Origin of the sequence: Nocardioides sp. SR21 (assembly GCF_022761125.1) — a bacterium.
GTDB lineage: Bacteria > Actinomycetota > Actinomycetes > Propionibacteriales > Nocardioidaceae > Nocardioides.
Genome location: NZ_JAKWJR010000014.1, coordinates 20,257 through 42,379, shown reverse-complemented (window position 1 = coordinate 42,379; position 22,123 = coordinate 20,257). Strand labels below are relative to the sequence as shown.

Sequence of the window (22,123 nt, the reverse complement as noted above, 5' to 3'; positions counted from 1 at the left end):
CACGATATATCATCTACGGAAGGTGCACAGCATGGCCTCGGCCCCCCGACGACGTTCTGTTCTCGCTGCCCTGACCCTCGCGCTCGCCGGCCTCGCCGTGCCGGTGGCGGCGCCCCTCGCCGCCCAGGCCGACGTGGTCTCGCCGGTCACCCAGGTGCCGGTCTCGACGTACCAGTCGCAGATCACCAACGACGGCACCAACGTCTACTACCCGACCGACGTCACCGGGACGCTGCCGGTCGCGCTGCTGCTCCAGGGCGGCAAGGTGCACCGGATGCACTACTCGGAGTACGCCGCCGAGGTCGCGTCGTACGGCTTCATCGTGGTGACGCCGAACCACCGGCGCCTCAACTTCTTCAGTCTCGACTACTACACCTCGACCAGCCAGATCGGCGAGACGCTCAGCTGGATGACCAGCGAGAACGCGCTGGCGACCTCGCCGTTGAAGAGCCACATCGACACCAGCACGCTGGTGCTGCTCGGCCACTCCTTCGGTGGCGCGACCGGCCTGTCGATCGCCGAGAGCAAGTGCTCGATCCCGTTCTGCACCGGCCTGTCGTTCACGCTGCCGAGCCAGGTGAAGGCCGGGTCGTTCTACGGCACCCACAACGAGTTCCTGGGCTCGTACGCGAACGTCGACAACAAGATCCCGGTCCAGCTGGTGCAGGGCCAGGAGGACGGCGTCGCGGAGCCCGCGCAGGCGGAGACGACCTACGCGAAGATCCAGCGCGGCCCGAAGCAGATCGTCCGGCTGAGCGGTGCGAACCACTACGGGATCACCAACACCCAGAACCCGTCGGGCGCCGACGCCGAGGTCGGGCCGCAGTCGCTGAGCCAGTCGGCGAGCATCGACGAGGCGGCCCGCTGGGCGGCGCTCTGGTTGCGCGCGCAGCTCGGTGACGCCGCGGCGGCGACGTACGTGACGAGTACCGGCGACGCCGCCGACCCGCTGGTCACCGTCACGACGGCTCCCTGACGCCTGCGACGATGGGGGCGTGGTGACACCCGCCCCCATCGTCGTGTCGGTGAACGTCGGTACGCCGCGCGAGGTGTCGTGGACCCGCGGGCGGCGTACCGCCATCCAGAAGGACCCCGTGACCGGCCGGGTCGCGGTGCGGTCCCTCGGTCTCGACGGCGACCAGGTGTCGAACCGCAAGCACCACGGCGGGGTGGACAAGGCGGTGTACGCCTTCGCGCGCGAGGACCTCGACCTCTGGGGCCGCGAGCTCGGCCGGGACCTCCCGGACGGGTTCTTCGGCGAGAACCTCACCACCTCCGGCATCGACGTCAACGAGGCCGAGATCGGTGAGCGGTGGCTGATCGGGTCGGCGGAGCTCGAGGTCGCCGGCATTCGCACGCCGTGCCAGACGTTCAGCTCCTGGCTGCGGGTCAACGGTCTCGACAACCGTGGGTGGGCCAGGCGCTTCTCCGAGGCCGCCCGGCCGGGTCCGTACCTGCGGGTCGTGGTCGAGGGCGAGGTCGCGGCAGGCGACGAGATCCGGGTCGTGCACCGGCCCGGCCACGGCGTCACGGTGAGCGCGATGTTCCGGAGGCTCGTGTCGAAGTCGGTACTTGCTACCCGCGAGTTGGAATCGTGATCTAGGTTACTCCGCAACCCCGTTCCTCTCGGCCACCTCGCAGGAGTGACCATGACCGCCCAGGCCAGCCAGGCGCCCAACTTCGACTCGTCCTTCGTCGACAACCTGACCCAGAACGTCGCGGTCCAGTTCCTCGACCGTGTAGCCGCCTCCGGCCCCAAGGAGGCGTTCCGCTATCCGCGGGGTGAGGCGTGGGAGTCGGTCTCCTGGACGCAGGTCGGCGACCTGGTCGAGAAGCTCGCGGCCGGCCTCCTCTCGCTCGGCCTGCAGTCCGAGCAGCGCGTCGGCATCGTGTCCGGCACCCGCTACGAGTGGATCCTGGCCGACCTCGCGATCATGTGCGCCGCCGGCGCCACCACCACGGTCTACCCGTCCACGAACTCCGAGGACACGTCGTACATCCTCGGCGACTCGGAGAGCAAGGTCGTCTTCGCCGAGGACGACGAGCAGATCGCCAAGCTCAAGGAGCACAAGGCCGAGCTGCCGCACGTCGGCAAGGTCGTCACGTTCGACGGCGCCGTCGACGGCGACTGGGTGATCGGTCTCGACGACCTCGCGAAGCTCGGCGAGGCCTACCTCGCCGAGCACCCCGGCGTGGTCGAGGAGACCTCGCGCGCGATCGCGCCCGACCAGCTGGCGACGCTGATCTACACCTCCGGCACCACCGGCCGGCCCAAGGGCGTCCGGCTGCTGCACCGCTCGTGGGTCTACGAGGGCACCGCGATCCAGGTGCAGGACATCCTGCACGAGGACGACCTGCAGTTCCTGTGGCTGCCGATGGCGCACTCGTTCGGCAAGGTGTTGCTGTCCGCGCAGCTCGCCTGCGGCTTCGCGACCGCGGTCGACGGCCGGGTCGAGAAGATCGTCGACAACTGCGCGATCGTGAAGCCGACGTTCATGGGCGCGGCGCCGCGCATCTTCGAGAAGGCGCACAGCCGGATCGTCACCATGCAGGCCGCCGAGGGCGGTGCCAAGGAGAAGATCTTCAACAAGGCCTTCGAGGTCGGCATCAAGGTCGACCAGCTCAAGCTGGAGGGCAAGAAGGTCCCGGCGCTGCTCAACCTCCAGCACGGGCTGTTCGACAAGCTGGTGTTCAGCAAGGTGCGCGCCCGCTTCGGTGGTCGGGTCCGGTTCTTCATCTCCGGCTCCGCGGCGCTGAACTCCGAGATCGCGGCGTTCTTCCACGCCGCCGGCATCCTCATCCTCGAGGGCTACGGCATGACCGAGAACGCCGCCGGCGCGACGGTCAACCACCCGAGCAGCTACAAGATCGGCTCGGTCGGCCCCGCGCTCCCGGGCAGCGAGGTCAAGATCGGCGAGGGCGACGAGGTCATGCTCCGCGGTCCGCACATCATGGCCGGCTACCACAACCTGCCGGAGGAGACCGCGAAGACGCTGACCGCCGACGGCTGGCTGCACACCGGCGACAAGGGCAGCCTGGACGCCGACGGCTTCCTCACCATCACCGGCCGGATCAAGGACCTCTTCAAGACCTCGGGCGGCAAGTACGTCGCCCCGACGGCGATCGAGTCGAAGTTCAAGGCGATCTGCCCCTACACCAGCCAGTTCCTGGTGTTCGGCAGCGAGCGCAACTTCGTCGTCGCGCTGATCACCCTCGACCCGGACGCCATCGCCGCGTGGGCCGAGGAGAACGGCCAGGCCGGCAAGTCGTACACCGAGATCGTCGGCTCGGACGCGGTCAAGACGATGGTCAGCGGCTACATCGACGAGCTGAACTCCCGCCTGAACCGCTGGGAGACCATCAAGAAGTGGGAGATCCTCGACCACGACCTGACCATCGAGTCCGGCGAGCTCACCCCGTCGATGAAGGTGAAGCGCAACGTCGTCGAGGGCAACAACAAGGACCGGATCGACGCGTTCTACAACTGATCGGGAACGCGAGGCGGAGCTCGATCACCGATTGACCTGTTCGAACACATGTTCGATACTGGGGTGTGACTCCAGCACCGGCCACCCTCGACACGATCGCGCAGCTGCGCAGCCGGATGGCGGGCATGCAGGACGGCCTGCCGCGGCTGCCGCTGGAGACCCATCCGGCGCTCACCGGGCTTGTCCAGCTGCGCGCGGGCGGCAGCTACGCGGTCGACAGCGCCAGCCTCGCGCTGGCGCTGCTGGCCGGGCCGTCGAAGGCCGGGAGCTGGGCGGCCGCGGTCGGGGTGAGCGACTTCGGCGCGGAGGCGGCGCGCGCGCTGGGGGTCGACCTCGACCGCACGGTGCTGGTGCCGGAGCCGGGCGAGCAGTGGCTCGAGGTGATCGGCGCGCTGGTCGACGTCGTGACCGTGGTGCTGGTGAAGCCGCCCGGCCGGGTGCCCGAGCAGGTCGCGGCGAAGCTCGGCGCCCGCCTGCGCAAGCGATCGGCCGCACTGGTCGTCCTCGGTGACTGGCCGCGCGCCGAGGTGCGGCTGACCACCCGGTCGCCCGCCTGGAGCGGTGTCGGCGAGGGCCACGGCCACCTGCGCGCCCGCCGGATCCTGGTCGAGGCCCAGCGCGGGTCGGCGCCGCCGCGGCGCGGGGCGCTGTGGTTCCCCGCAGAGGACCAGACCTACCGCAGGGCGGAGGACCCGTCGTTCCAGCAGGGCCTCGCCCCGGTCGCGGAGGCTGCGAGTTGAGGGTCATGGTCGCCTGGTGCCCGGACTGGCCGGTCGTCGCCGCGCTGGCCGAGGACGGGTTGCCCACCCACCTCCCGGCGGCGGTGTTCCACGCCAACCGGGTGGTCGCGAGCAACGCCGCGGCCCGCACCTCCGGCGTACGCCGCGGGATGCGCCGCCGCGACGCGCAGGGCCGCTGCCCCGAGCTCAAGGTGTACGCCGCCGCCCCCGACCGTGACGCCCGCGCGTTCGAGCCGGTGCTGGCGGCGGTCGAGGAGGTCCGGCCGGGCGTGACCCCGTTGCGTCCGGGGCTGCTGGCGGTGCGGGCGCCGGGCCGGTTCCACGGGGGAGAGCCGGCCGGGGCCGCGCTGCTCGCCGAGCGGCTGGTCGGGCTCGGCGTGTGGGACTGCCGGTTCGGCGTGGCCGACGAGCTGTTCACCGCCGAGCACGCGGCGCGGCACGCCGAGCGACAGGACTGCCTGGTCGTCGAGCCGGGGGAGTCCGTGCCGTTCCTGCGCGGGCTGCCGGTCGAGGTGGTCGAGGACTCCCCGGAAGGCAGGGACGCCGTCAGCCTGATGAAGCGCCTCGGGCTGCGCACGCTCGGGGACCTGGCCGACCTGTCAGCGGTCGACGTACGCGACCGGTTCGGGCGGCAGGTCGCGTGGGTGCACCGGGTCGTGAGCGGCGACGGCGCCGAGGCGCTCGCGCCGCGCACCCCGCCCCCCGACCTCGCCTGCCACGTCGACTTCGAGCCGCCGCTCGACAACGCCGAGACGATCAGCTTCAGCGTCCGGCAGACCGCCGACCGGGTCGTCGACCAGCTGGCCCGGCTCGGGCTGGTCTGCACCGAGGTGCTGGTCGAGGCGCGCTGCGAGGGCTCCTCCGAGCCGGCGTCGGCGCGGGTGTGGCTGCACCCGCGCTGGTTCACCGCCGCCGATCTGGTCGACCGGCTGCACTGGCAGCTGCAGGGCGGGTTCCGCGCCGGAGAGGTGCGCGCGCCCGTCGACCGGATCATGATCACGCCGCTGACCGTCGTGCCCGACGCCGTGCACGCCGACGGTCTCTGGGGCGGCACCGACGAGCGGGTCGAGCGCGGCATCGCGCGCGTGCAGGGGATGCTCGGGCACGAGGCCGTGGTCCGTCCCGTGCTCCAGGGCGGCCGCGCGCCGGCCGACCGGCAGGTGCTGGTGCCGTGGGGCGAGCGGCCGGCCGGACTGCGGCCGACCGGTCCGCCGTGGCCGGGCAGCATCCCGCCACCCGCGCCCTCGCGGGTGCTGGCCAGTCCCTGGTCGGCCGCCATGGTCGGCCCGGGCGGCAGCACGGTCGGCGTCGACGAGCGCGGTGGGGTGACGTGCGAGCCGGAGCGGTTCCGTCCCGGCCCGTCCGGAGACTGGCAGCCGGTCGCCGCCTGGGCCGGGCCGTGGCCGGTCGAGGAGCTGTGGTGGGAGGCCACCCCGAGGAGGGTCGCCCGCTTCCAGGTGGTCGGTGTGGACGGCCGGGCCTGGCTGATGACGTGGGACGACGGGGTCTGGTTCACGGAAGCTGCGTACGACTGATGGGCTGGTCCAACCCCGCGATCTCCTGGGGCGAGCTCGAGAAGCGGCTCTCCGGCCGGGTCAACACGCCCCAGGACCCCGAGGCGCCGATCTCGCAGCGCAAGCGCAAGCAGCAGCAGGTCGACGTCGAGCGGCCGACCGGACCGGTCACGCCGTACGCCGAGCTGCACTGCCACTCGAACTTCAGCTTCCTCGACGGCGCCAGCGGCCCCGACCACCTGGTGCTCGAGGCGCTCCGGCTCGGGCTGCACGCGCTGGCGATCACCGACCACGACGGGTTCTACGGCGCACCCCTCTTTGCGGAAACGGCGCAATTGCACGGTGGGCTGAAGACGATCTACGGCGCCGAGCTGTCGCTCGGGCTGACCAAGCCGCAGAACGGCGTGCCCGACCCGGAGGGCGGCCACCTGCTGGTGCTCGCGCGCGGGGTCGAGGGCTACCACCGGCTGGCCGGCGCGATCACCGACGCCCAGCTGCGCGGTGACGAGAAGGGCAAGCCGGTCTACGACCTGGGCGAGCTCGCCGAGCGCGGCGGTGGTCGACGGGGAGGGCACTGGCTGGTGCTCACCGGCTGCCGCAAGGGCGCCGTACGCCAGGCGCTGACCCGTGGTCCGTCATACGCCGCCACCGAGCTGGACCGACTGACCGCGCTGTTCGGTCACGAGAACGTCGCGGTCGAGCTGATCGACCACGGGCACCCCACCGACAGCGCCCACAACGACGTGCTCGCCCGGCTCGCGCGTGACCACGGGCTGCCGTACGTCGCCACCAACAACGTCCACTACGCCCGGCCCGAGCAGCACCGGCTGGCCGGCGCGATGGCCGCCGTCCGCGCCCGGCGCAGCCTGGCCGACATGGACGGCTGGCTGCCGGCGTCGGGGCTGGCCAGCCTGCGCTCGGGCGCGGAGATGGCGCGCCGGTTCGCGCGCTACCCGGGCGCGGTCGAGCGCAGCGTCGTGCTCGCCGACGAGGTCGCGTTCGACCTCCAGAAGGCCAGCCCGCGGTTGCCGAAGTTCGTGCCCGACGGCTGGACCCCGTCCGGCTGGCTGCGCGAGCTGACCGAGCGGGGCTTCGCGATCCGGTACGCCAACGAACCCCACGTCGACGAGGCGCGCGAGCGGGTGGAGCACGAGCTGAAGGTGATCGCGGAGAAGGACTTCGACGGCTACTTCGTGATCGTCCACGACATCGTGGAGTTCGCCCGGGAGAGCGGGATCCTCTGCCAGGGCAGGGGATCCGCGGCCAGCTCGGCGGTCTGCTACGCGCTCGGCATCACCGCGATCGACCCGGTCTTCTACCGGCTGCCGTTCGAGCGGTTCATCTCCCAGCACCGCGAGGAGGAGCCCGACATCGACGTCGACTTCGACTCCGACAAGCGGGAGCAGGTCATCCAGTGGGTCTACGAGAAGTACGGCCGGCACAACGCCGCCCAGGTCGCGAACGTCGTCGGCTACCGGCCGAAGATGGCGGTCCGCGACGCCGCGAAGGCGCTGGGTCACTCGCCCGGCCAGCAGGACGCCTGGTCGAAGCAGGTCACCTCGTGGACCGAGGTGGCGGTGCGTGAGGGCGGCGAGCACGACGTACCCGCTCCGGTCGTCGACCTCGCCAACGGCCTCCTCGGGGCGCCGCGGCACCTCGGCATCCACTCCGGCGGGATGGTGCTCACCGAGCGGCCGATCGGCGAGGTGGTGCCGATCGAGCGGGCGCGGATGGAGAAGCGCACGGTGCTGCAGTGGGACAAGGACGCCTGCGAGTTCATGGGGCTGGTGAAGTTCGACCTGCTCGGGCTCGGGATGCTCAGCGCGCTCGACCACATGATGGTGATCGTCCGCGAGCACCTCCGCGAGGACTGGACGCTCGCGTCGATCCCCAAGGAGGAGTCGGCGGTCTACGACATGCTCTGCCGCGCCGACTCGGTGGGCGTGTTCCAGGTCGAGAGCCGCGCCCAGATCGGCACGCTGCCGCGGCTGCAGCCGCGGGAGTTCTACGACCTGGCGATCGAGATCGCGCTGATCCGGCCCGGTCCGATCCAGGGCGGCGCGGTGCATCCCTACGTACGCCGCGCGACCGGACGCGAGCCGGTCGAGTACGCCCACCCGCTGCTCATCCCGGTCCTGGAGCGCACCCGCGGCGTACCCCTCTTCCAGGAGCAGCTGATGGACATGGCGCGGGCGCTCGGCGACTGCAACCGCGACGAGGCCGACCTGCTGCGCCGGGCGATGGGCTCCAAGCGCGGCGTCGAGCGGATCGAGTCGGTGAAGGCGAAGCTGATGTCCGGGATGGCCGAGAAGGGCATCGTCGGGGCACAGGCGGACGCGATCTACCTGCAGATCCTGTCGTTCGCGAACTTCGGCTTCGCCGAGAGCCATGCGCTGTCGTTCGCCAAGCTCGTCTACGCGAGCTCGTGGTGCAAGCTGCACTACCCGGGCGCGTTCCTGGCCGCGCTGCTGCGCGCGCAGCCGATGGGGTTCTACTCGCCGCAGTCGCTGGTGCACGACGCGCGCCGGCACGGCGTGGAGGTACTCCGCCCCGACCTCGCGCTGTCCCGCCCGACCGCCGACCTCGAGCACTCTGTCGATTCTGGGAGGCCTCCCGGCCCGACCGGGCTCGACGCGTGCCTGTCGGACGGCGCGTGGGCGCCGTGGGTGCCGGGCACACCCGACCCGACCCCGGAGCACCGGCGCGACACGTCGTACGCCGTACGTCTCGGGCTGGACTCCGTGCGCGGCATCAGCACGGCCGTGGCCGAGCGGATCGTGGCGGCGCGCGAGGAGCGGCCGTTCGCCGACCAGGCCGACCTGTCCCGGCGGGCCGGGCTGGATGCGCGCCAGCTCGAGGCGCTCGCGACCGCGGGCGTGTTCGAGGGGACCGGTCTCACGCGCCGGCAGGCGCTGTGGAACGCCGGCTGGACCGAGACCGACGAGCACCTCGAGGGGATCCGCGTCTCCGGGGCCGCGCCGATGCTGCCGGAGATGGACGACGTCGAGATCACGATGGCGGACATGTGGGCGACCGGGATCACGCCCGGGGGGCACCCGTTCGAGCACCTGCGCGACCGGCTGCGGGCGGCCGGGATCAAGTCCGTCGCCGACTGCTTCGTCGTCCCCCCGGGGCGGGTGCACGTCGCGGGGCTGGTCACGCACCGGCAGCGGCCGGGCACCGCGCAGGGCGTCACGTTCCTCAACCTCGAGGACGAGACCGGGATGCTCAACGTGGTCTGCACGGTCGGGGTGTGGCGGCGCTACCGCAACGTCGCCAACAGCGCCGCCGGCATGGTGATCCGCGGCATCCTCGAGCGGCGCGACGGCGTCACCAACCTGCTCGCCGACCGGCTCTCCGCGATCGAGACCGTGCACGCCGAGGCCGGGCAGGCGCTCCAGGCCCGGCACCGCTCGCGGGACTTCCACTGACGGCTCACTGCGGTCGCACAGGAGCCACACAGGCTCGCCGGGTCTCCTGGGGACATGGAAGAACTCGAAGACCACGACCTCGGCCTCTCCCACGACCTGCCTCGCATCGTCGAGCGGAACAAGAGGATGGGCCGGCGAGGGATGCTCGCGGTCTTCGGCGCCGCGGGAGTGGCCGCGCTGGCAGTGAGCTGTGGGACCGACGAACCCGAGACCGTCACGTCCAGCAGCACCCGGGGCGGCCCTCCCGCTGGTGGGGAGACGTCGGTGCAGGTCGCGGACGGCGAGATCCCCGAGGAGACCGCCGGCCCGTACCCCGGCGACGGGTCGAACGGCGTGAACGTGCTCGCGGAGTCGGGGGTCGTCCGGAGCGACCTCACCACGTCGTTCGGCTCGGCGTCCGGGGTCGCCGAAGGTGTCCCGGTCACGATCAGGCTCAAGGTCCTCGACCTCAACGGCGACGACGCCACCGCGATGGCCGGTGCCGCGGTCTACCTGTGGCACTGCGACCGCGAGGGGCGGTACTCCATGTACGACCAGGAGATCGCCGACGAGAACTACCTGCGCGGCGTGCAGGAGACCGACGCCGACGGCCGCGTGGAGTTCACCTCGATCTTCCCCGCCTGCTACGACGGCCGCTGGCCGCACATGCACTTCGAGGTCTACCGGTCGCTGGACGACGCCACGTCGTACACGAACAAGCTGCGCACCTCCCAGCTCGCCCTCCCGCAGGACGTCTGCGAGACCGTCTACGCCACCGAGGGGTACGACACCTCCGTCGACAACCTCGCCCGCGTCAGCCTCGACAGCGACAACGTCTTCGCCGACGGCCACTCGCTCCAGATGGCTGCCGTCACCGGCTCCGTCGACAGCGGCTACACCATCTCCCTCAACGTCCCCGTGTGAACCGGGTCGGTGAGTGGGGGAGAATCGGGCCATGCCGTCCGCCCTGCCCGCTGGTGATCCTGTCCCCGAGGACGGGTCCCTTCCGGAAAGTGCGCTCGCGGGGCTCGGCGAGCGGCCGTTCGGGTTCTACGTGCACGTGCCGTTCTGCACGGTGCGCTGCGGCTACTGCGACTTCAACACCTACACCGCCGACGAGCTCGGGCCGGGCGCGAGCCGGGCGTCGTACGCCGACACCGCGATCGCGGAGGTACGCCGGGCCCGGCGGGTGCTGGGCGACGTGGACGTGCCGGTCAGCACGGTGTTCTTCGGGGGCGGCACGCCGACGCTGCTCGACCCGGCCGACCTGAGCAACATCGTGCGGGCGATCGACCACGAGTTCGGGCTCGCGCCCGGCGCCGAGGTGACCACCGAGTCCAACCCGGACAGTGTCGACCTGGTCGCACTGGAGGCGCTGCGCGCGGGCGGGTTCAACCGGCTGTCGTTCGGGATGCAGTCCGCCCTGCCGCACGTGCTCGCGGTGCTCGACCGCACCCACGACCCGCTGCGGGTGCCGCAGGTCGTCGACTGGGCGCGGCAGGCGGGCTTCGAGCAGGTGAGCCTCGACCTCATCTACGGCACGCCGGGGGAGAGCCTCGAGGACTGGGCGACCAGCGTGGACACCGCCCTGGCGAGCAACCCCGACCACGTGTCGGCGTACTCCCTCATCGTCGAGGAGGGCACCGCCCTCGCCCGCCGGGTGAAGCGCGGCGAGCTGCCGATGCCCGACGAGGACGACCTCGCCGATAAGTACGTGCTGGTCGACGAGAGGCTCAACCAGGCGGGTCTGGAGTGGTACGAGGTCTCCAACTGGGCCAAGGGCCTCCCCGATGACACGACGAGCCGCTGCCGGCACAACCTGCTCTACTGGACCGGCGGCGACTGGTGGGGCGTCGGTCCCGGCGCGCACAGCCACGTCGGCGGCGTGCGGTGGTGGAACGTCAAGCACCCGGCGGCGTACGCCGACCGGATCGGCGCCGATCGCAGCCCGGCCCACGCGCGCGAGGTGCTCGACGAGGACAGCCGCCGCATCGAGCGGGTGCTGCTCGAGCTGCGGCTGCGTGATGGCCTGCCGACCGACACGCTGGACGCCCACGGCCTCGCCGCGGTCCCGGACCTCGTCGGCCGCGGGCTGCTCACCGAGCACGGCGACCGGCTGGTGCCGACCCGCACCGGCCGGCTGCTCGCCGACGCGATCGTCCGCGACCTGCTGCCGTAGGGCCTGGCAGAGCCCTAGGGTGTGGCCATGACCCAAGGTCCCGAGACTCCCGACCCGAACCAGCCCGCCGAGGGCCAGGCGCCGCCTCCGCCGCCGCCCTACCAGCAGCCCGCGCCGCCGCCGTACGGCCAGCCCCAGGGCGGTTACGCGCCCCCGCCGGCCGGCGGCTTCGCCGCCCCGAACCCGGCCGCGCCGTACGGCGTGCACCCGGTCACCGGCGTCCCGTATTCCGACAAGACCAAGCTGGTCGCCGGCCTGCTGCAGATCCTGATCCCGCTCGGCATCGGTCGCTTCTACATCGGCGACACGAAGACCGGCGTGTGGCAGCTGGTCGTCACGATCCTGACGTGCGGCATCGGCGCCCTGTGGCCCTTCATCGACGGCATCATGATCCTCGCGACCGACAGCAAGGACGCGCAGGGTCGTCCGCTCCGCAGCAGCTAGACGGACGCCCCGCCCATCCCCGCGTCCCGCGCCCGGGCAACCGCCTCGGCGCGGGTCGCGGCCGGCAGCTTGGAGAGGATCGACGACACGATGTTGCGCACGGTCTTCTCAGACAGGTAGAGCTGCCGCGCGATCGCCCCGTTCGTCAGGCCCTGCGCGACCAGGTCGAGCACCTCCCGCTCCCGCTCGCTGAGCTGCTGGAACGGCGCCAGCGCATCACCCCGCGTCGTCAGCCGGGAGAGCACGCCTGCCCCGACGCCCGCGCCCAGGATCACGTCACCGTGCCCGGCCGCCTCGAGGGCTCGCGTGATGTCCTGCTTGCTCGCGCCCTTCACCAAGTAGCCACGGGCTCCGGCCCGTAGCGCCGCGGCCACGGCCTCGTCGTTCTCGACCATCGTCAGCACGACCACGGCAGTCCCCGGCAGCTCGGCGGTCAGCCGACGGGTCGCCTCGAGCCCGTTGGTGCCGGGCATCTGGAGGTCCATGAGGACGACGTCCGGGCGGGTGCGCAGCGCCTCCGCGACCGCCGCCTCGCCGTCGCCGGCCTCGCCGACCACGGCCGCCCAGGGGAGGCTGTCCACCACGGCGATCAGCCCCTCGCGGAACATCGGGTGGTCGTCAACCACCAGCACCCGCAGCTCGGCCTGCTCGCTCATCGTGCCTCCACGGGGATCGTCGCTGTCACGGCCGTGCCTGTGCCCGGTCCACCCTGCACCACGCAGGTGCCGCCGAGCTCGGCCGCCCGTTGGTGCATGGACCCGAGCCCGACCCCGGGCACCAGGTCGTCCGGCAACCCGCTGCCGTCGTCGGCGACCTCGATCGTGACGCCCTCGGGCACGCGCGCGAGCCGCACCCGCAGCTGCCGGGCGTCGGCATGGCGGGCGACGTTCGTCATCGCCTCGGAGCAGATCCGGTACGCCGCGACCTCGGCCGCGGCCGACAGCCCGGCCAGGTCCCCGTCGGTCGTCACGGTGACGGCGAGCCCGTGCAGGCCGAGCCGGGTCGCCTGCTCCCGGACCGCCTGCTCCAGTCCGAGGTCGTCGAGCGCGGCGGGCCGCAGGTCGTCGACGATCCGGCGGACGTCGGCGACGCCGTCACGCAGGTAGCCGGTGGCGCGCTCGAGCACCTGCACCGCCCGGCCGGGGTCGTCGACCACCATGTCGACGGCGTTCTCGAGCTGGAGCGCGGTCGCGGCCAGCCGGGGACCGAGGTCGTCGTGGAGGTCGTTGCGGATCCGCCGGCGCTCCTCCTCGCGAGCCACCACGACCTGCTCGCGGGAGAGCTGCACGGCGTCCTGCAGCGCGATCGCGTGGGCGACGACGGCCGCGTGCCGGGCCAGGTCGCCGAGCAGCGCCTCGCCGCGCGCGCCCAGCCCGCCCGGCGGTACGGCGATCACGAGCCCGCCGACGGTCACCTGGTGGTGCACCAGCGGGATCGTGACCTGCTCACCGACCGTCGTGCCGTACGCGACCACCGTGCCGTCGGTCAGCCGGGCCTCGACGCCCTCCGCGGCGAGCGTGGTCGCCACGACCTCCAGGACGCGGGTCAGTGCCTCGCGGGGCGAGGTGGCCGCGCCCACCTGGTCGCCGAGCCGGTGCACGGCCGCGGTCGGCTCGGTCGCGTCGCGGTAGAGGAACCGGTTGACGGCCTGCTGCACCGGCCCGACAACGGGGAGCACCACGACGGCCGCGACGGCCGCGGCCAGGCCGGCCGGCACCGGGAGCACCGCACCGACGATGGCGCCGAGGCCGCCCACGACCGCGACCACGAGGAACTTGTTGACGACCTGGTCCAGGTCCCACAGGCGCCGGCGTACCGACGACCAGGTGATCGCCAGCGGCAGCGGCAGCATCGCGAGCGCGATGATCGCATCGCTGGCATCGGCGAACACGAAACCGCCGACCAGCAGCAGCACGGTCAGCGACGCGCCAGCGAGCACCCAGTAGACCTGCTCGCGCTCGTGGCCGCGCGAGGTGCGCAGCCGCAGGGCCAGCGTCACCAGTCCCGCCGCCATGCCCACGAGCACCGCGGCGAGCGACACCGGCAGCAGCACGCCGGCGCCGTCGATGCCCACCGGGTTGGTCAGGTGCGCGTACCGCTCCGGCAGCGCGTAGTCCTGCTGGTCGTACGGCGTGACCGCCCAGGCCAGCGTGACCAGCGCCGTGCCCGCGGCCGCCACCGCCACGAGCGCCCGGCCGAACCGGCCGTACGGTCGGCCGTTCGGCAGCAGCAGGAGCAGCACGGTCGGCACCAGCACGTAGCCGGGCGCCCACGACCAGGTGGACAGCCAGAACGCCCAGTCGGTCACGGCCGTGTCGTCGGTGAGCGTGCGGTCGGCGAGCACCGCGGTCGCCGAGGAGAAGGCGTTGCTGAACCCGATCAGCAGCATCACCCAGCCGATGGAGAGCTGCGGTCGGCGCGCGGCGAGGAAGCCGCCGAGGCCGCCGTACGCGATCCCGGCGGTCACGCCGCGGAGGAGCTGGTCGACCTCGGGGCGGTACTCGTCGCGCACGGCGAGGTCGACGGCGACCACCAGCGCGAGCGCGACGCACAGCAGGCCGCCGGCGGCGGTAGCGACGGGGACGATCCGGTTCCTCATGGTGCGGGCATCCTGCCAGCGCACCGATCCCGGCGAGCAGGGTTCGGTGTCCCGGGTGCGGATCGGGACATCGGGCAGATGCCCGCGGGACGTCCGCCGCCGGAGGGTTCTCGCCATGAACCGAACCACTCAGGAGAACACCGTGAACGAGATCCAGCTGGGCGCCGGCGTCCTCGACCCGCAGCTCACCCGCACCACCGTCGTACCGGACCCCGTCCCGCTCCGCCGGCGCCTGCTGGCGATCGCCTCGGTGGTGTCACCGCTCGCGCTGGCCGCGCAGTACGCCCTCGACCCGACCGGGCTGCTGCCCCGCGACGACGCCACCGTCCTGCTCGAGGCGATCGCCGAGGACCCGGGGCAGTACGTCGCCGCGACGGTCGTCTACCTCGTTGCGATGGTCACCATGCTCGCCTGGGCGCTGACGCTGTACGCCGCCCTGCGCGATCGCGCTCCACGGCTCGCGGCGACGGCCGCCACGATGCTGAGCGTCGCCGCCGTCGGCGGTGGCGGGTTCGCCGGGCTGCGGCTGGTCGCGGCGTCCTTCGTGGAGGACGGCCAGGTCGTGCCGGGCGCCCAGCACATCTGGTCGCAGCTGCAGGAGGGCCCGGTCTTCGTGGTGCTCGGCCCGATGATGCTGATGGCGATCACCGGCACGCTGGTCGCGGGCATCGCGATGGTCGTGGCGCGCCGCGACGTCACCGTGTGGGCCGCGCCGCTCTACCTGGCCGGCTTCGTGCTCGGATCGGGTGAGTTCGCGGTCGGGGTCAGCGTCGTCGGTGGCGTCCTCCAGGCGGGCGCGGTCCTCCTGATCGCGCGGCAGGCCGTCCGCCGCTGAGCGGACCGACCCGCTGCTGTGTCAGCGACCGGACAGAACGACGACCTCCGTCGGCTCCACGATGAGCCCGCTCCGCAGGGAGCGCCCCATCGCAGCCACGGAGGTTCGTCATGTCCGGATCGATCAAGCGGGTCCTCGCCAACCCCTCGTTGCGACGCATCCAGCTCGCGTTCTTCGGCTCGACGATGGGCGACTGGGCCTACGGCGTCGCGGTCATGGTGTGGGCCTACACCGAGGGCGGCGCGGCTGCCGTCGGCATCTACCAGGCGCTGCGGTTCGTCGTCGCCGCGGTGGCCGGCCCGCTCGGCGCGCACGTCGCGGACCGGGTCGGCTCCCGCAAGCGCTACATGATGGCGAACGACGCGGTCCGCGCGGTGCTCGTCGCGGCCGGCGCGATCGTCATCGGCGCGGACGGTCCCGCGCTGCTGGTGTTCGGGCTCGCGCTGCTCGCCGCCGGGGTCGGGGCGAGCTTCCGCGCCGCCCAGTCCGGCCTGGTGCCGCGGCTGGTCGACGACCCGGCCGAGCTGACCGCGACGAACGCCGTCACCTCCAACCTCGAGACCGTGGCGATGTTCAGCGGCCCGGCGATCGGCGCGCTGCTGCTGACGTTCGTCGACGTGCAGGCGGTGTTCTGGCTGAACGCGCTGACGTTCCTCTGGTCGCTCGCCCTGGTGGCCGCCGTCACGGCGCCGGCGCAGGAGAAGGCGGCCGCCGAGGCGGAGGAGGGCGAGGCCTTCCTGCGTGAGGTGACGGCCGGGTTCGCCCAGCTCGGCCGGGACCGCGACCTCGGCACGGTCTCCCTGCTCGCCGCCTCGCAGGGCGTCATCTGGGGCGCGCTCACCGTGTTCCTGGTCCTGATCTCGGTGCACGTGCTGGACGCCGGCGCCGCCGGCGTCGGCTACCTCAACACCGTCATGGGCCTGGGCACCGTGCTCGGCGGCCTGGTCGTCCTCGGCCTGGTCGGCAAGGGCGGGCTCGCCCGCAACATGGCGTACGGCGTGCTCGGCTGGGCGGTTCCGCTGCTGGCGATGGCGCTGTTCCCGAGCCCGGTGGTCGCCGTCGCGGCGCTCGCCGTGATCGGCCTCGCCGACCCGTGGGTGAACCTCGGTCTCGACACGATCCCGCAGCGGCTCGCGCCGGAGCGGCTCATCTCGCGGGTGTTCGCCGCCGTGGACAGCTCGCTGATCGGCTCGATGGCGCTCGGCGCCGCGGTCGCCCCGCTGCTCGTGGAGCTCCTCGGTCTGCGCGGCGCGATGGCCGCTCTCGGCATCGCGGTCCTCGCGATCACGCTGGCCAGCCTGCCGCGGATGACCCGCCTCGATGCCCGGCTCGGCGAGCCGGAGCACGCCGCCCTGCTCCGCGAGATCGACATCTTCGCGCCGCTGCCGCCGGCCGCGATCGAGGCGCTGGCCGCCAAGCTCGAGCCCACGACGTACGCCGCCGGCGCCCGGGTGATGTCGACGGGCGACCCCGCCGACGGCTTCTTCGTGATCCTGTCCGGCCGGGTCGAGGTGACCCGCGACCACGACCACCTGCGCACCGAGGGGCCCGGGGAGTACCTCGGCGAGATCGGGCTGCTGCGCGACCTGCCGCGCACCGCGACCGTCACGGCGGTCGAGGACACCGTGCTGCTCGGGCTGAGCCGGGCCGACTTCCTCGCCGCCGTGGCCGGCGCTCCGGCCGCGACCCGCGCGGCGGATACGGTGATTGCCGACCGGCTCGCGGTCTGATGCGTCATCCTGACCCGGTGACGAGCTGCGGTAGCTGTGGGGCCTCGGGACAGCCGGCCGGAGCGAGGTTCTGCTTCGCCTGCGGGGCGACCCTCCAGCCACTGACCTGCCGCACCTGCCAGGCCGAGGTCGTGCCCGGTGCGCGCTTCTGCAGCAGCTGCGGCGGCGAGCTCGGCGCGAGCGCCGGGCCGGCCCAGCCGGTCGCCTCCCGCCGGATCACCAGCGTGCTGTTCGGCGACCTCGTCGGCTTCACCGAGCTCTCCGAGAGTCGTGACCACGAGCAGGTCCGCGAGCTGCTCTCGCGCTACTTCGACGAGTGCCGCGCGATCGTCGCTCGCTACGGCGGTGTGCTCGAGAAGTTCATCGGCGACGCGGTGATGGCCGTGTGGGGCGTGCCGATCGCGCACGAGGACGACGCCGAGCGTGCCGTGCGTGCCGGGCTCGAGCTGATCGACACGATCACCGCGATGGGCCTCGAGATGCGCGTCGGCATCGTCACCGGCGAGGTCGCGGTCACCATCGGCGCCGAGCAGCAGGGCATGGTCGCGGGCGACGCGGTCAACACCGCCTCGCGCGTGCAGACCGCCGCGACCCCGGGACAGGTCTGGGTCGACGAGACCACCCGGCTGCTGACGTCGTCGGCGATCACGTACGTCGACGTCGGCAGCCACCCGATGAAGGGCAAGGCCGACCCGGTGCCGCTGTGGTCGGTCCGCGCCGTCGTCGCCGCGGTCGGCGGCGCCCAGCGCGCCGACGGACTCGAGGCGCCGCTGGTCGGTCGCGAGAGCGAGATGCGGCTGGTCAAGGAGCTCTTCCACCGTGTCGAGGAGACCGGCCTGCCCACGCTGGTCGTCGTCTCCGGCGAGGCCGGCGTCGGCAAGTCCCGCCTGGCGTGGGAGTTCGAGAAGTACATCGACGGCCTCAGCGCCGACGTCCGCTGGCACACCGGCCGCTGCCTGTCGTACGGCGAGGGCGTCGCGTTCTACGCGCTCGCCGAGGCGATCCGCACCCGGCTCGACAACTCCAGCCTCGAGCTCATCGTCCCCGACCCCGACGAGCGGGCGTGGATCGAGCCGCGGATCGCCGCGTTGCTCGGCGTCGGCGCGGTCGGCTCGTTCCAGCGCGAGGACCTGTTCGCGGCCTGGGCGACGTTCCTCGAGCGGGTCAGCGGCGACGGCATCCCGGTCGCGCTCGTCATCGACGACGCGCAGCACGCCGACGACGGGCTGCTCCGGTTCGTCGAGCACCTGCTCGCCGCCGGCACCTTCCCGTGCTTCGTGGTGCTGCTGGCCCGGCCCGGGCTGCTGGAGACCAACCCCGCGCTGGCGACGAACCGGCGCGCGACCGTCGTCCACCTCGAGGCGCTGCCCGACCGCGACATGGGCCGGCTGCTCGACGGCCTGGTCGCCGGGCTCGGGCACGACGTCCGCGACGCGCTCGTGCAGCGGTCCGAGGGGATGCCGCTGTTCGCGGTCGAGACGGTCCGCTCGCTGATCGACCGCGACCTCGTCGTACCTCGTGGTGGGCAGTACGTCCTCGCCGGTGACGACCCGCTCGACCTCGACGCGATCGGCGCGCCCGCGTCGCTGCAGGCGCTGATCTCCGCGCGCCTCGACCAGCTCCCGCCCGACCAGCGCCGCGTGATCGACCGAGCCAGCATCGTCGGCCGGCCGTTCCCGCGCGACCTGATCGCCGCGCTCTGCCCCGACGTCGTCGACCTGGACCGGGCGCTCGGCTCGCTGGTGCGGCTGCAGCTGCTGCGCCAGGAGACCGGGCGGTTCAACAGCGACGTGGGGCTCTACCAGTTCGTGCAGGTCGTCGCCCGCCAGGTCGCGTACGCCACCCTGTCCCGGCGCGACCGCAAGGCCGGCCACCTCGCGGTCGTCGAGCTGCTCGACGACGAGAGCGCCGCCATCGCCGCGCAGCACCACCTCGAGGCGATCGACGCCGTACCGGAGGACCCGGACGTCCCCGCGCTGACCGGGCGCGCGATCGAGCTGCTCCGCGGCGCCGCCGAGCGGGCCCGCTCCCTCGGGGCGCCGGGGGAGGCCGCCGGGCACCTGCGGGTCGCGCTGGCTCGCGTCACGGACCCGGTCGCGCAGGCCGACATCCAGCTCGAGCTCGCCCACGCCCTTCAGGACACCGAGGACCCGGCCGCCGCGATCGAGCCCGCCGAGGCCGCGCGCGACGCGTTCGACGCCGTCGGCGACGAGATCAAGGCAGCCGACGCGGTCGGCGTCCTGGTCTACGCGATCGCCGTCGGGCGCGGCGACTACGAGACGCCGGCGACGATGGCGCAGGAGCGGTACGACGCGCTCCGCGACCGCGAGGACGCGACGCGGGTGCGGCTCGAGCTCGCCCGGACGCTGACCCGGATCAAGCTCCGGACCCAGCACGGGTTCGGCGACCATGCGGCCGAGCACGTCCGGCTGGCGGAGCAGTACGGCGACGATGCCTACGTCGCCGAGGCGTACGTCGGCTTCGCCCTGCACCACATGGTGAGCGGCATGCGCGGGCTGGGCCGCGTCGTGTTCACCGCCGCCGCGGAGCTGGCCCGCCGCGAGCACCAGCTCGTCACGCTCTCGCGGGCCCTGGTGAACCTCAACGTCACCTGGGCGTCGGACGACGCGGCGCTGGCGCGCGAGTACGGGATCGAGGCGGTCGGGGTGTCTCGTCGGGCGGGGGTCGCGATCGCGCTCTCCAGCGCGATGTCGAACCTCGCCCTCGCCTGCCTCGTCACCGGCGACTGGGACGACGCGCTGGCGTACGCCGACGAGGCGATCGTCGACGAGCCACTGGCCGAGCTCGTCCGAGCCCGCATCGCGAGCGCCCGCGGCACCTCGTGGCGGATGCCGAGCGAGATGGAGGACTCCCGGTACGCCGGCGACGACCTGTCGCTGCGCTGCTTCGTCGAGCTGAACCGGGCGCTGGACGCCCAGGTCACCAGCCGCCCGGCAGGTGCGCTGGCTCGGCAGGCTGCGGAGACGGCGTACTCCGTCGCCGGCATGTACGACGACTTCACGCTGATCTGGATGGTCGCGACCGAGGTCGCGTGGGCCGACGGCGACCGGGCCTCGCTCGCCGAGCTGCTCGCGCTCGCCGACAGCCACAGCGGAGCGCACCCGGCCGGTGTCCGCGCGCAGCGCAACCGGATCGCGGGCCTGCTCGCGGCCTCGGCCGGCGACGACGCGGCCGCGGAGACCCACCTGCGCGACGCGATCGCGCTGTCCCAGCAGTGGCACTCCGAGCCCAACGTCGCACTCTGCCGGGCCGACCTGGCTGCGGTGCTCCGCCGCGCGGGCCGTGCCGACGAGGCGGCCGACCAGGCGCAGCAGGCGCAGGAGATCCTCGAGCGGCTCGGCGCCACCCGATGGGCGGACGACCAGGTCTCAGCCTGAGTTGTCCTCCAGCCAGTCCCGGTCCAGCACCACGACCCGGCCGCGGCCGAGCTCGACCACGCCCTCCGCGACGAGCCTCTGCAGCACCTGGTTCACGCTCGGCCGGGTCCCGCCGACCAGCTCGGCGAGGTGCTCCTGGGTGAGGGGGACGACGACCGGGTCGCCGCGCCCGTCGTCGTACAGCTCCGCGAGCTCGGCCAGCCGACGGTGGACCCGCCGGTCGAGCCCGTCGTACGTCGCCTCCAGCAGCCGGGCCGACAGCTCCTCGACCCGCCGGGCGAGCAGGGCGAGCAGCAGCTGGTTCGCCGCCGGGTGGCGGGACCGGAGGTCGCGGAACTCCGCCGCCGACAGCGTCAGCGTCTCGGCCGGCTCGAGCGCCACGATGGTCGCGGAGCGCACCGGTGCCTGGCCCTCCAGCAGCGACAGCTCACCGAAGTAGTCGCCGCGGCCGAGCAGGTTGATGGTCGCGTGCTCACCCTCGCTGGTGGAGACGCGGACTGCGAGCCGACCGGACGCGATCAGGTGCAGGCTGTCGGACGGGTCGCCCTCGTTGCACAGCACGTCGCCGCGCGCCCAGCCGCGCCGCCGTGCTCGATCGAGCACCCGTTGACGTTCGTCGGCGTCGAGCGACGCGAGCAGCGGCCAGTCCACGGAAAGCAGTCAACCGCAGTGTCAGCCAGCGAACAGAACGACCGGCCGATGCGCGGCAGAGTCTTCCTCAACGACAACCGAGAGGAGTGAGGGCCATGACGACCACCGTTCAGCCGCCGCGCGACCTCGACATCGAGCGCTGATCTTGCCGCCCGTCGGGGGACCGGGCGGCGCCTCTTAGCTCACGGTGACGAAGTCGATGAGCTCCTCGACCCGGCCCAGCAGGGCCGGGTCGAGGTCGTTGTAGGACGAGACCTTGCCGAGGATGTGCTTCCATGCGCGGGCGATGTCGGCCTGGTCGCGGTGCGGCCAGCCGAGCTGCTGGCAGACGCCCTTCTTCCACTCGATGGTGCGAGGCACGTCGGGCCACCTCTGCAGGCCGAGCCGCTCGGGCTTCACGGCCGCCCAGATGTCGATGAACGGGTGCCCGACGATCAGGACGTCCTTGCCCACCGGCGACCTCGAGATCGCGTCGGCGATCCGGCTCTCCTTCGAGCCGCGCACCAGGTGGTCGACGAGCACGCCGACTCGGCGCTGGGGACCGGGCTTGAAGTCGCGGAGGTGGTCAGCGAGGTCGTCGACGCCGCCGAGGTACTCGACCACCACGCCCTCGATGCGCAGGTCGTCACCCCACACCTTCTCCACGAGCTCGGCGTCGTGCCGGCCCTCGACGAAGATCCGGCTGGCCCGCGCGACCCGGGCCTTCGCGCCGGCGACCGCGATCGATCCGGAGGCGGTGCGCGTCGGGGCGGCCGGGGCTCCGCCGCGCGGTGGGGCGACCAGGATCACCGGCCTGCCCTCGAGCAGGAAGCCAGGGCCCAGCGGGAACGTGCGCCGCTTGCCGCGGCGGTCCTCCAGCGTGAGCGTGTGCAGGTCGCGGTCGACCGCGACGATCTCACCGCACCAGTCCGTCGTGACCTCTTCGACCACGGCGCCCAGCTCCGCGGGCGCCTCGACCGCGCGGCCGCGCTTCGGAGCGCGCCAGTCGGAGGCCAGGACGTCGGTGCCGTAGCGGTCGGTGCTCATCCGGCCACGCTAGAAGAGCCCGCCGACAGTCCCCGGGAGGGCACGCCGTGAGCGCCCTCGGTTCGAGCTTGTGAGAACCGAGACACCGGCGCCAGACCGGCGTATCGAG

The 22,123-nt window shown here is 72.8% G+C and carries 16 protein-coding genes; 12 read left to right on the top strand and 4 right to left on the bottom strand.

Annotation, left to right across the window (positions count from 1 at the left end):
• Positions 1–31: 31 nt before the first annotated feature.
• From MJ604_RS21715 to MJ604_RS21675, 9 genes are all read left to right on the top strand, one after another.
• Positions 32–976 carry a hypothetical protein gene (locus tag MJ604_RS21715; protein WP_243060803.1) on the top strand — a complete coding sequence of 315 codons (945 nt, stop codon included), beginning with the start codon at positions 32–34 and terminating at the stop codon, positions 974–976.
• Between the two features lie 19 nt (positions 977–995).
• Entirely contained in the window at positions 996–1,598 is a 603-nt protein-coding gene (locus tag MJ604_RS21710) for an MOSC domain-containing protein (protein WP_243060802.1), read from the top strand.
• A gap of 51 nt (positions 1,599–1,649) precedes the next feature.
• Complete coding sequence (locus tag MJ604_RS21705; RefSeq protein ID WP_243060801.1) at positions 1,650–3,488, top strand: long-chain fatty acid--CoA ligase; 1,839 nt, start codon at positions 1,650–1,652, stop codon at positions 3,486–3,488.
• 65 nt (positions 3,489–3,553) lie between these two features.
• Positions 3,554–4,228, top strand: coding sequence for a hypothetical protein (locus MJ604_RS21700; RefSeq protein WP_243060800.1), 675 nt, complete (start codon positions 3,554–3,556; stop codon positions 4,226–4,228).
• 5 nt (positions 4,229–4,233) lie between these two features.
• Complete coding sequence (locus MJ604_RS21695) at positions 4,234–5,763, top strand: DNA polymerase Y family protein (protein WP_243060876.1); 1,530 nt, start codon at positions 4,234–4,236, stop codon at positions 5,761–5,763.
• A complete protein-coding gene (locus MJ604_RS21690) occupies positions 5,763–9,173 on the top strand; it encodes an error-prone DNA polymerase (protein ID WP_243060799.1) in 3,411 nt (1,136 codons plus the stop codon). The genes MJ604_RS21695 and MJ604_RS21690 overlap by 1 nt, the downstream gene beginning before the upstream one ends.
• A gap of 54 nt (positions 9,174–9,227) precedes the next feature.
• Positions 9,228–10,076, top strand: coding sequence for an intradiol ring-cleavage dioxygenase (locus tag MJ604_RS21685; protein WP_243060798.1), 849 nt, complete (start codon positions 9,228–9,230; stop codon positions 10,074–10,076).
• A gap of 31 nt (positions 10,077–10,107) precedes the next feature.
• Positions 10,108–11,331 (top strand): radical SAM family heme chaperone HemW, encoded by a 1,224-nt coding sequence (hemW, locus tag MJ604_RS21680; RefSeq protein WP_243060797.1) that lies wholly within the window; start codon positions 10,108–10,110, stop codon positions 11,329–11,331.
• A 27-nt stretch (positions 11,332–11,358) separates the two neighbouring features.
• Positions 11,359–11,775: a TM2 domain-containing protein gene (locus MJ604_RS21675; protein ID WP_243060796.1), complete on the top strand. Its 417-nt coding sequence runs from the start codon at positions 11,359–11,361 to the stop codon at positions 11,773–11,775.
• Here the strand turns inward: MJ604_RS21675 and MJ604_RS21670 are convergent.
• Together MJ604_RS21670 and MJ604_RS21665 are read right to left on the bottom strand one after the other, a co-directional pair.
• Positions 11,772–12,431 (bottom strand): response regulator transcription factor, encoded by a 660-nt coding sequence (locus MJ604_RS21670; RefSeq protein WP_243060795.1) that lies wholly within the window; start codon positions 12,429–12,431, stop codon positions 11,772–11,774. The genes MJ604_RS21675 and MJ604_RS21670 overlap by 4 nt on opposite strands.
• Entirely contained in the window at positions 12,428–14,374 is a 1,947-nt protein-coding gene (locus MJ604_RS21665) for a sensor histidine kinase (protein ID WP_243060794.1), read from the bottom strand. Before MJ604_RS21665 ends, MJ604_RS21670 begins: the two co-directional genes overlap by 4 nt.
• 115 nt (positions 14,375–14,489) lie before the next feature.
• Here MJ604_RS21665 and MJ604_RS21660 point away from each other — a divergent pair, with 115 nt between their 5' ends.
• From MJ604_RS21660 to MJ604_RS21650, 3 genes are all read left to right on the top strand, one after another.
• Positions 14,490–15,209 (top strand): DUF4386 family protein, encoded by a 720-nt coding sequence (locus tag MJ604_RS21660; RefSeq protein WP_243060793.1) that lies wholly within the window; start codon positions 14,490–14,492, stop codon positions 15,207–15,209.
• Between the two features lie 110 nt (positions 15,210–15,319).
• The gene (locus MJ604_RS21655) at positions 15,320–16,939 is read left to right on the top strand and encodes an MFS transporter (RefSeq protein ID WP_243060792.1); all 1,620 of its coding nucleotides are present in this window, start codon (positions 15,320–15,322) and stop codon (positions 16,937–16,939) included.
• Positions 16,939–20,337 (top strand): adenylate/guanylate cyclase domain-containing protein, encoded by a 3,399-nt coding sequence (locus MJ604_RS21650; RefSeq protein ID WP_279236467.1) that lies wholly within the window; start codon positions 16,939–16,941, stop codon positions 20,335–20,337. The genes MJ604_RS21655 and MJ604_RS21650 overlap by 1 nt, the downstream gene beginning before the upstream one ends.
• On the opposite strand, the gene MJ604_RS21645 is transcribed toward MJ604_RS21650, so the two are convergent.
• Together MJ604_RS21645 and MJ604_RS21640 are read right to left on the bottom strand one after the other, a co-directional pair.
• On the bottom strand, positions 20,329–20,988 hold the full coding sequence (locus MJ604_RS21645; protein ID WP_243060790.1) for a Crp/Fnr family transcriptional regulator: 660 nt from the start codon (positions 20,986–20,988) through the stop codon (positions 20,329–20,331). The two genes, MJ604_RS21650 and MJ604_RS21645, sit on opposite strands and share 9 nt — an antisense overlap.
• 177 nt (positions 20,989–21,165) lie before the next feature.
• Complete coding sequence (locus tag MJ604_RS21640; RefSeq protein WP_243060789.1) at positions 21,166–22,014, bottom strand: DUF3097 domain-containing protein; 849 nt, start codon at positions 22,012–22,014, stop codon at positions 21,166–21,168.
• Between the last annotated feature and the right edge of the window lie 109 nt (positions 22,015–22,123).

Bases quoted from the DNA above. Each gene is read 5' to 3' on its own strand.
- MJ604_RS21715 (WP_243060803.1), top strand. From the start codon at position 32: ATGGCCTCGGCCCCCCGACGACGTTCTGTTCTCGCTGCCCTGACCCTC.
- MJ604_RS21640 (WP_243060789.1), bottom strand. From the start codon at position 22,014: ATGAGCACCGACCGCTACGGCACCGACGTCCTGGCCTCCGACTGGCGC.
- MJ604_RS21650 (WP_279236467.1), top strand. From the start codon at position 16,939: ATGCGTCATCCTGACCCGGTGACGAGCTGCGGTAGCTGTGGGGCCTCG.
- hemW (WP_243060797.1), top strand. From the start codon at position 10,108: ATGCCGTCCGCCCTGCCCGCTGGTGATCCTGTCCCCGAGGACGGGTCC.
- MJ604_RS21665 (WP_243060794.1), bottom strand. From the start codon at position 14,374: ATGAGGAACCGGATCGTCCCCGTCGCTACCGCCGCCGGCGGCCTGCTG.
- MJ604_RS21705 (WP_243060801.1), top strand. From the start codon at position 1,650: ATGACCGCCCAGGCCAGCCAGGCGCCCAACTTCGACTCGTCCTTCGTC.
- MJ604_RS21655 (WP_243060792.1), top strand. From the start codon at position 15,320: ATGTCCGGATCGATCAAGCGGGTCCTCGCCAACCCCTCGTTGCGACGC.
- MJ604_RS21685 (WP_243060798.1), top strand. From the start codon at position 9,228: ATGGAAGAACTCGAAGACCACGACCTCGGCCTCTCCCACGACCTGCCT.
- MJ604_RS21695 (WP_243060876.1), top strand. From the start codon at position 4,234: ATGGTCGCCTGGTGCCCGGACTGGCCGGTCGTCGCCGCGCTGGCCGAG.
- MJ604_RS21660 (WP_243060793.1), top strand. From the start codon at position 14,490: ATGAACCGAACCACTCAGGAGAACACCGTGAACGAGATCCAGCTGGGC.
- MJ604_RS21670 (WP_243060795.1), bottom strand. From the start codon at position 12,431: ATGAGCGAGCAGGCCGAGCTGCGGGTGCTGGTGGTTGACGACCACCCG.
- MJ604_RS21690 (WP_243060799.1), top strand. From the start codon at position 5,763: ATGGGCTGGTCCAACCCCGCGATCTCCTGGGGCGAGCTCGAGAAGCGG.
- MJ604_RS21675 (WP_243060796.1), top strand. From the start codon at position 11,359: ATGACCCAAGGTCCCGAGACTCCCGACCCGAACCAGCCCGCCGAGGGC.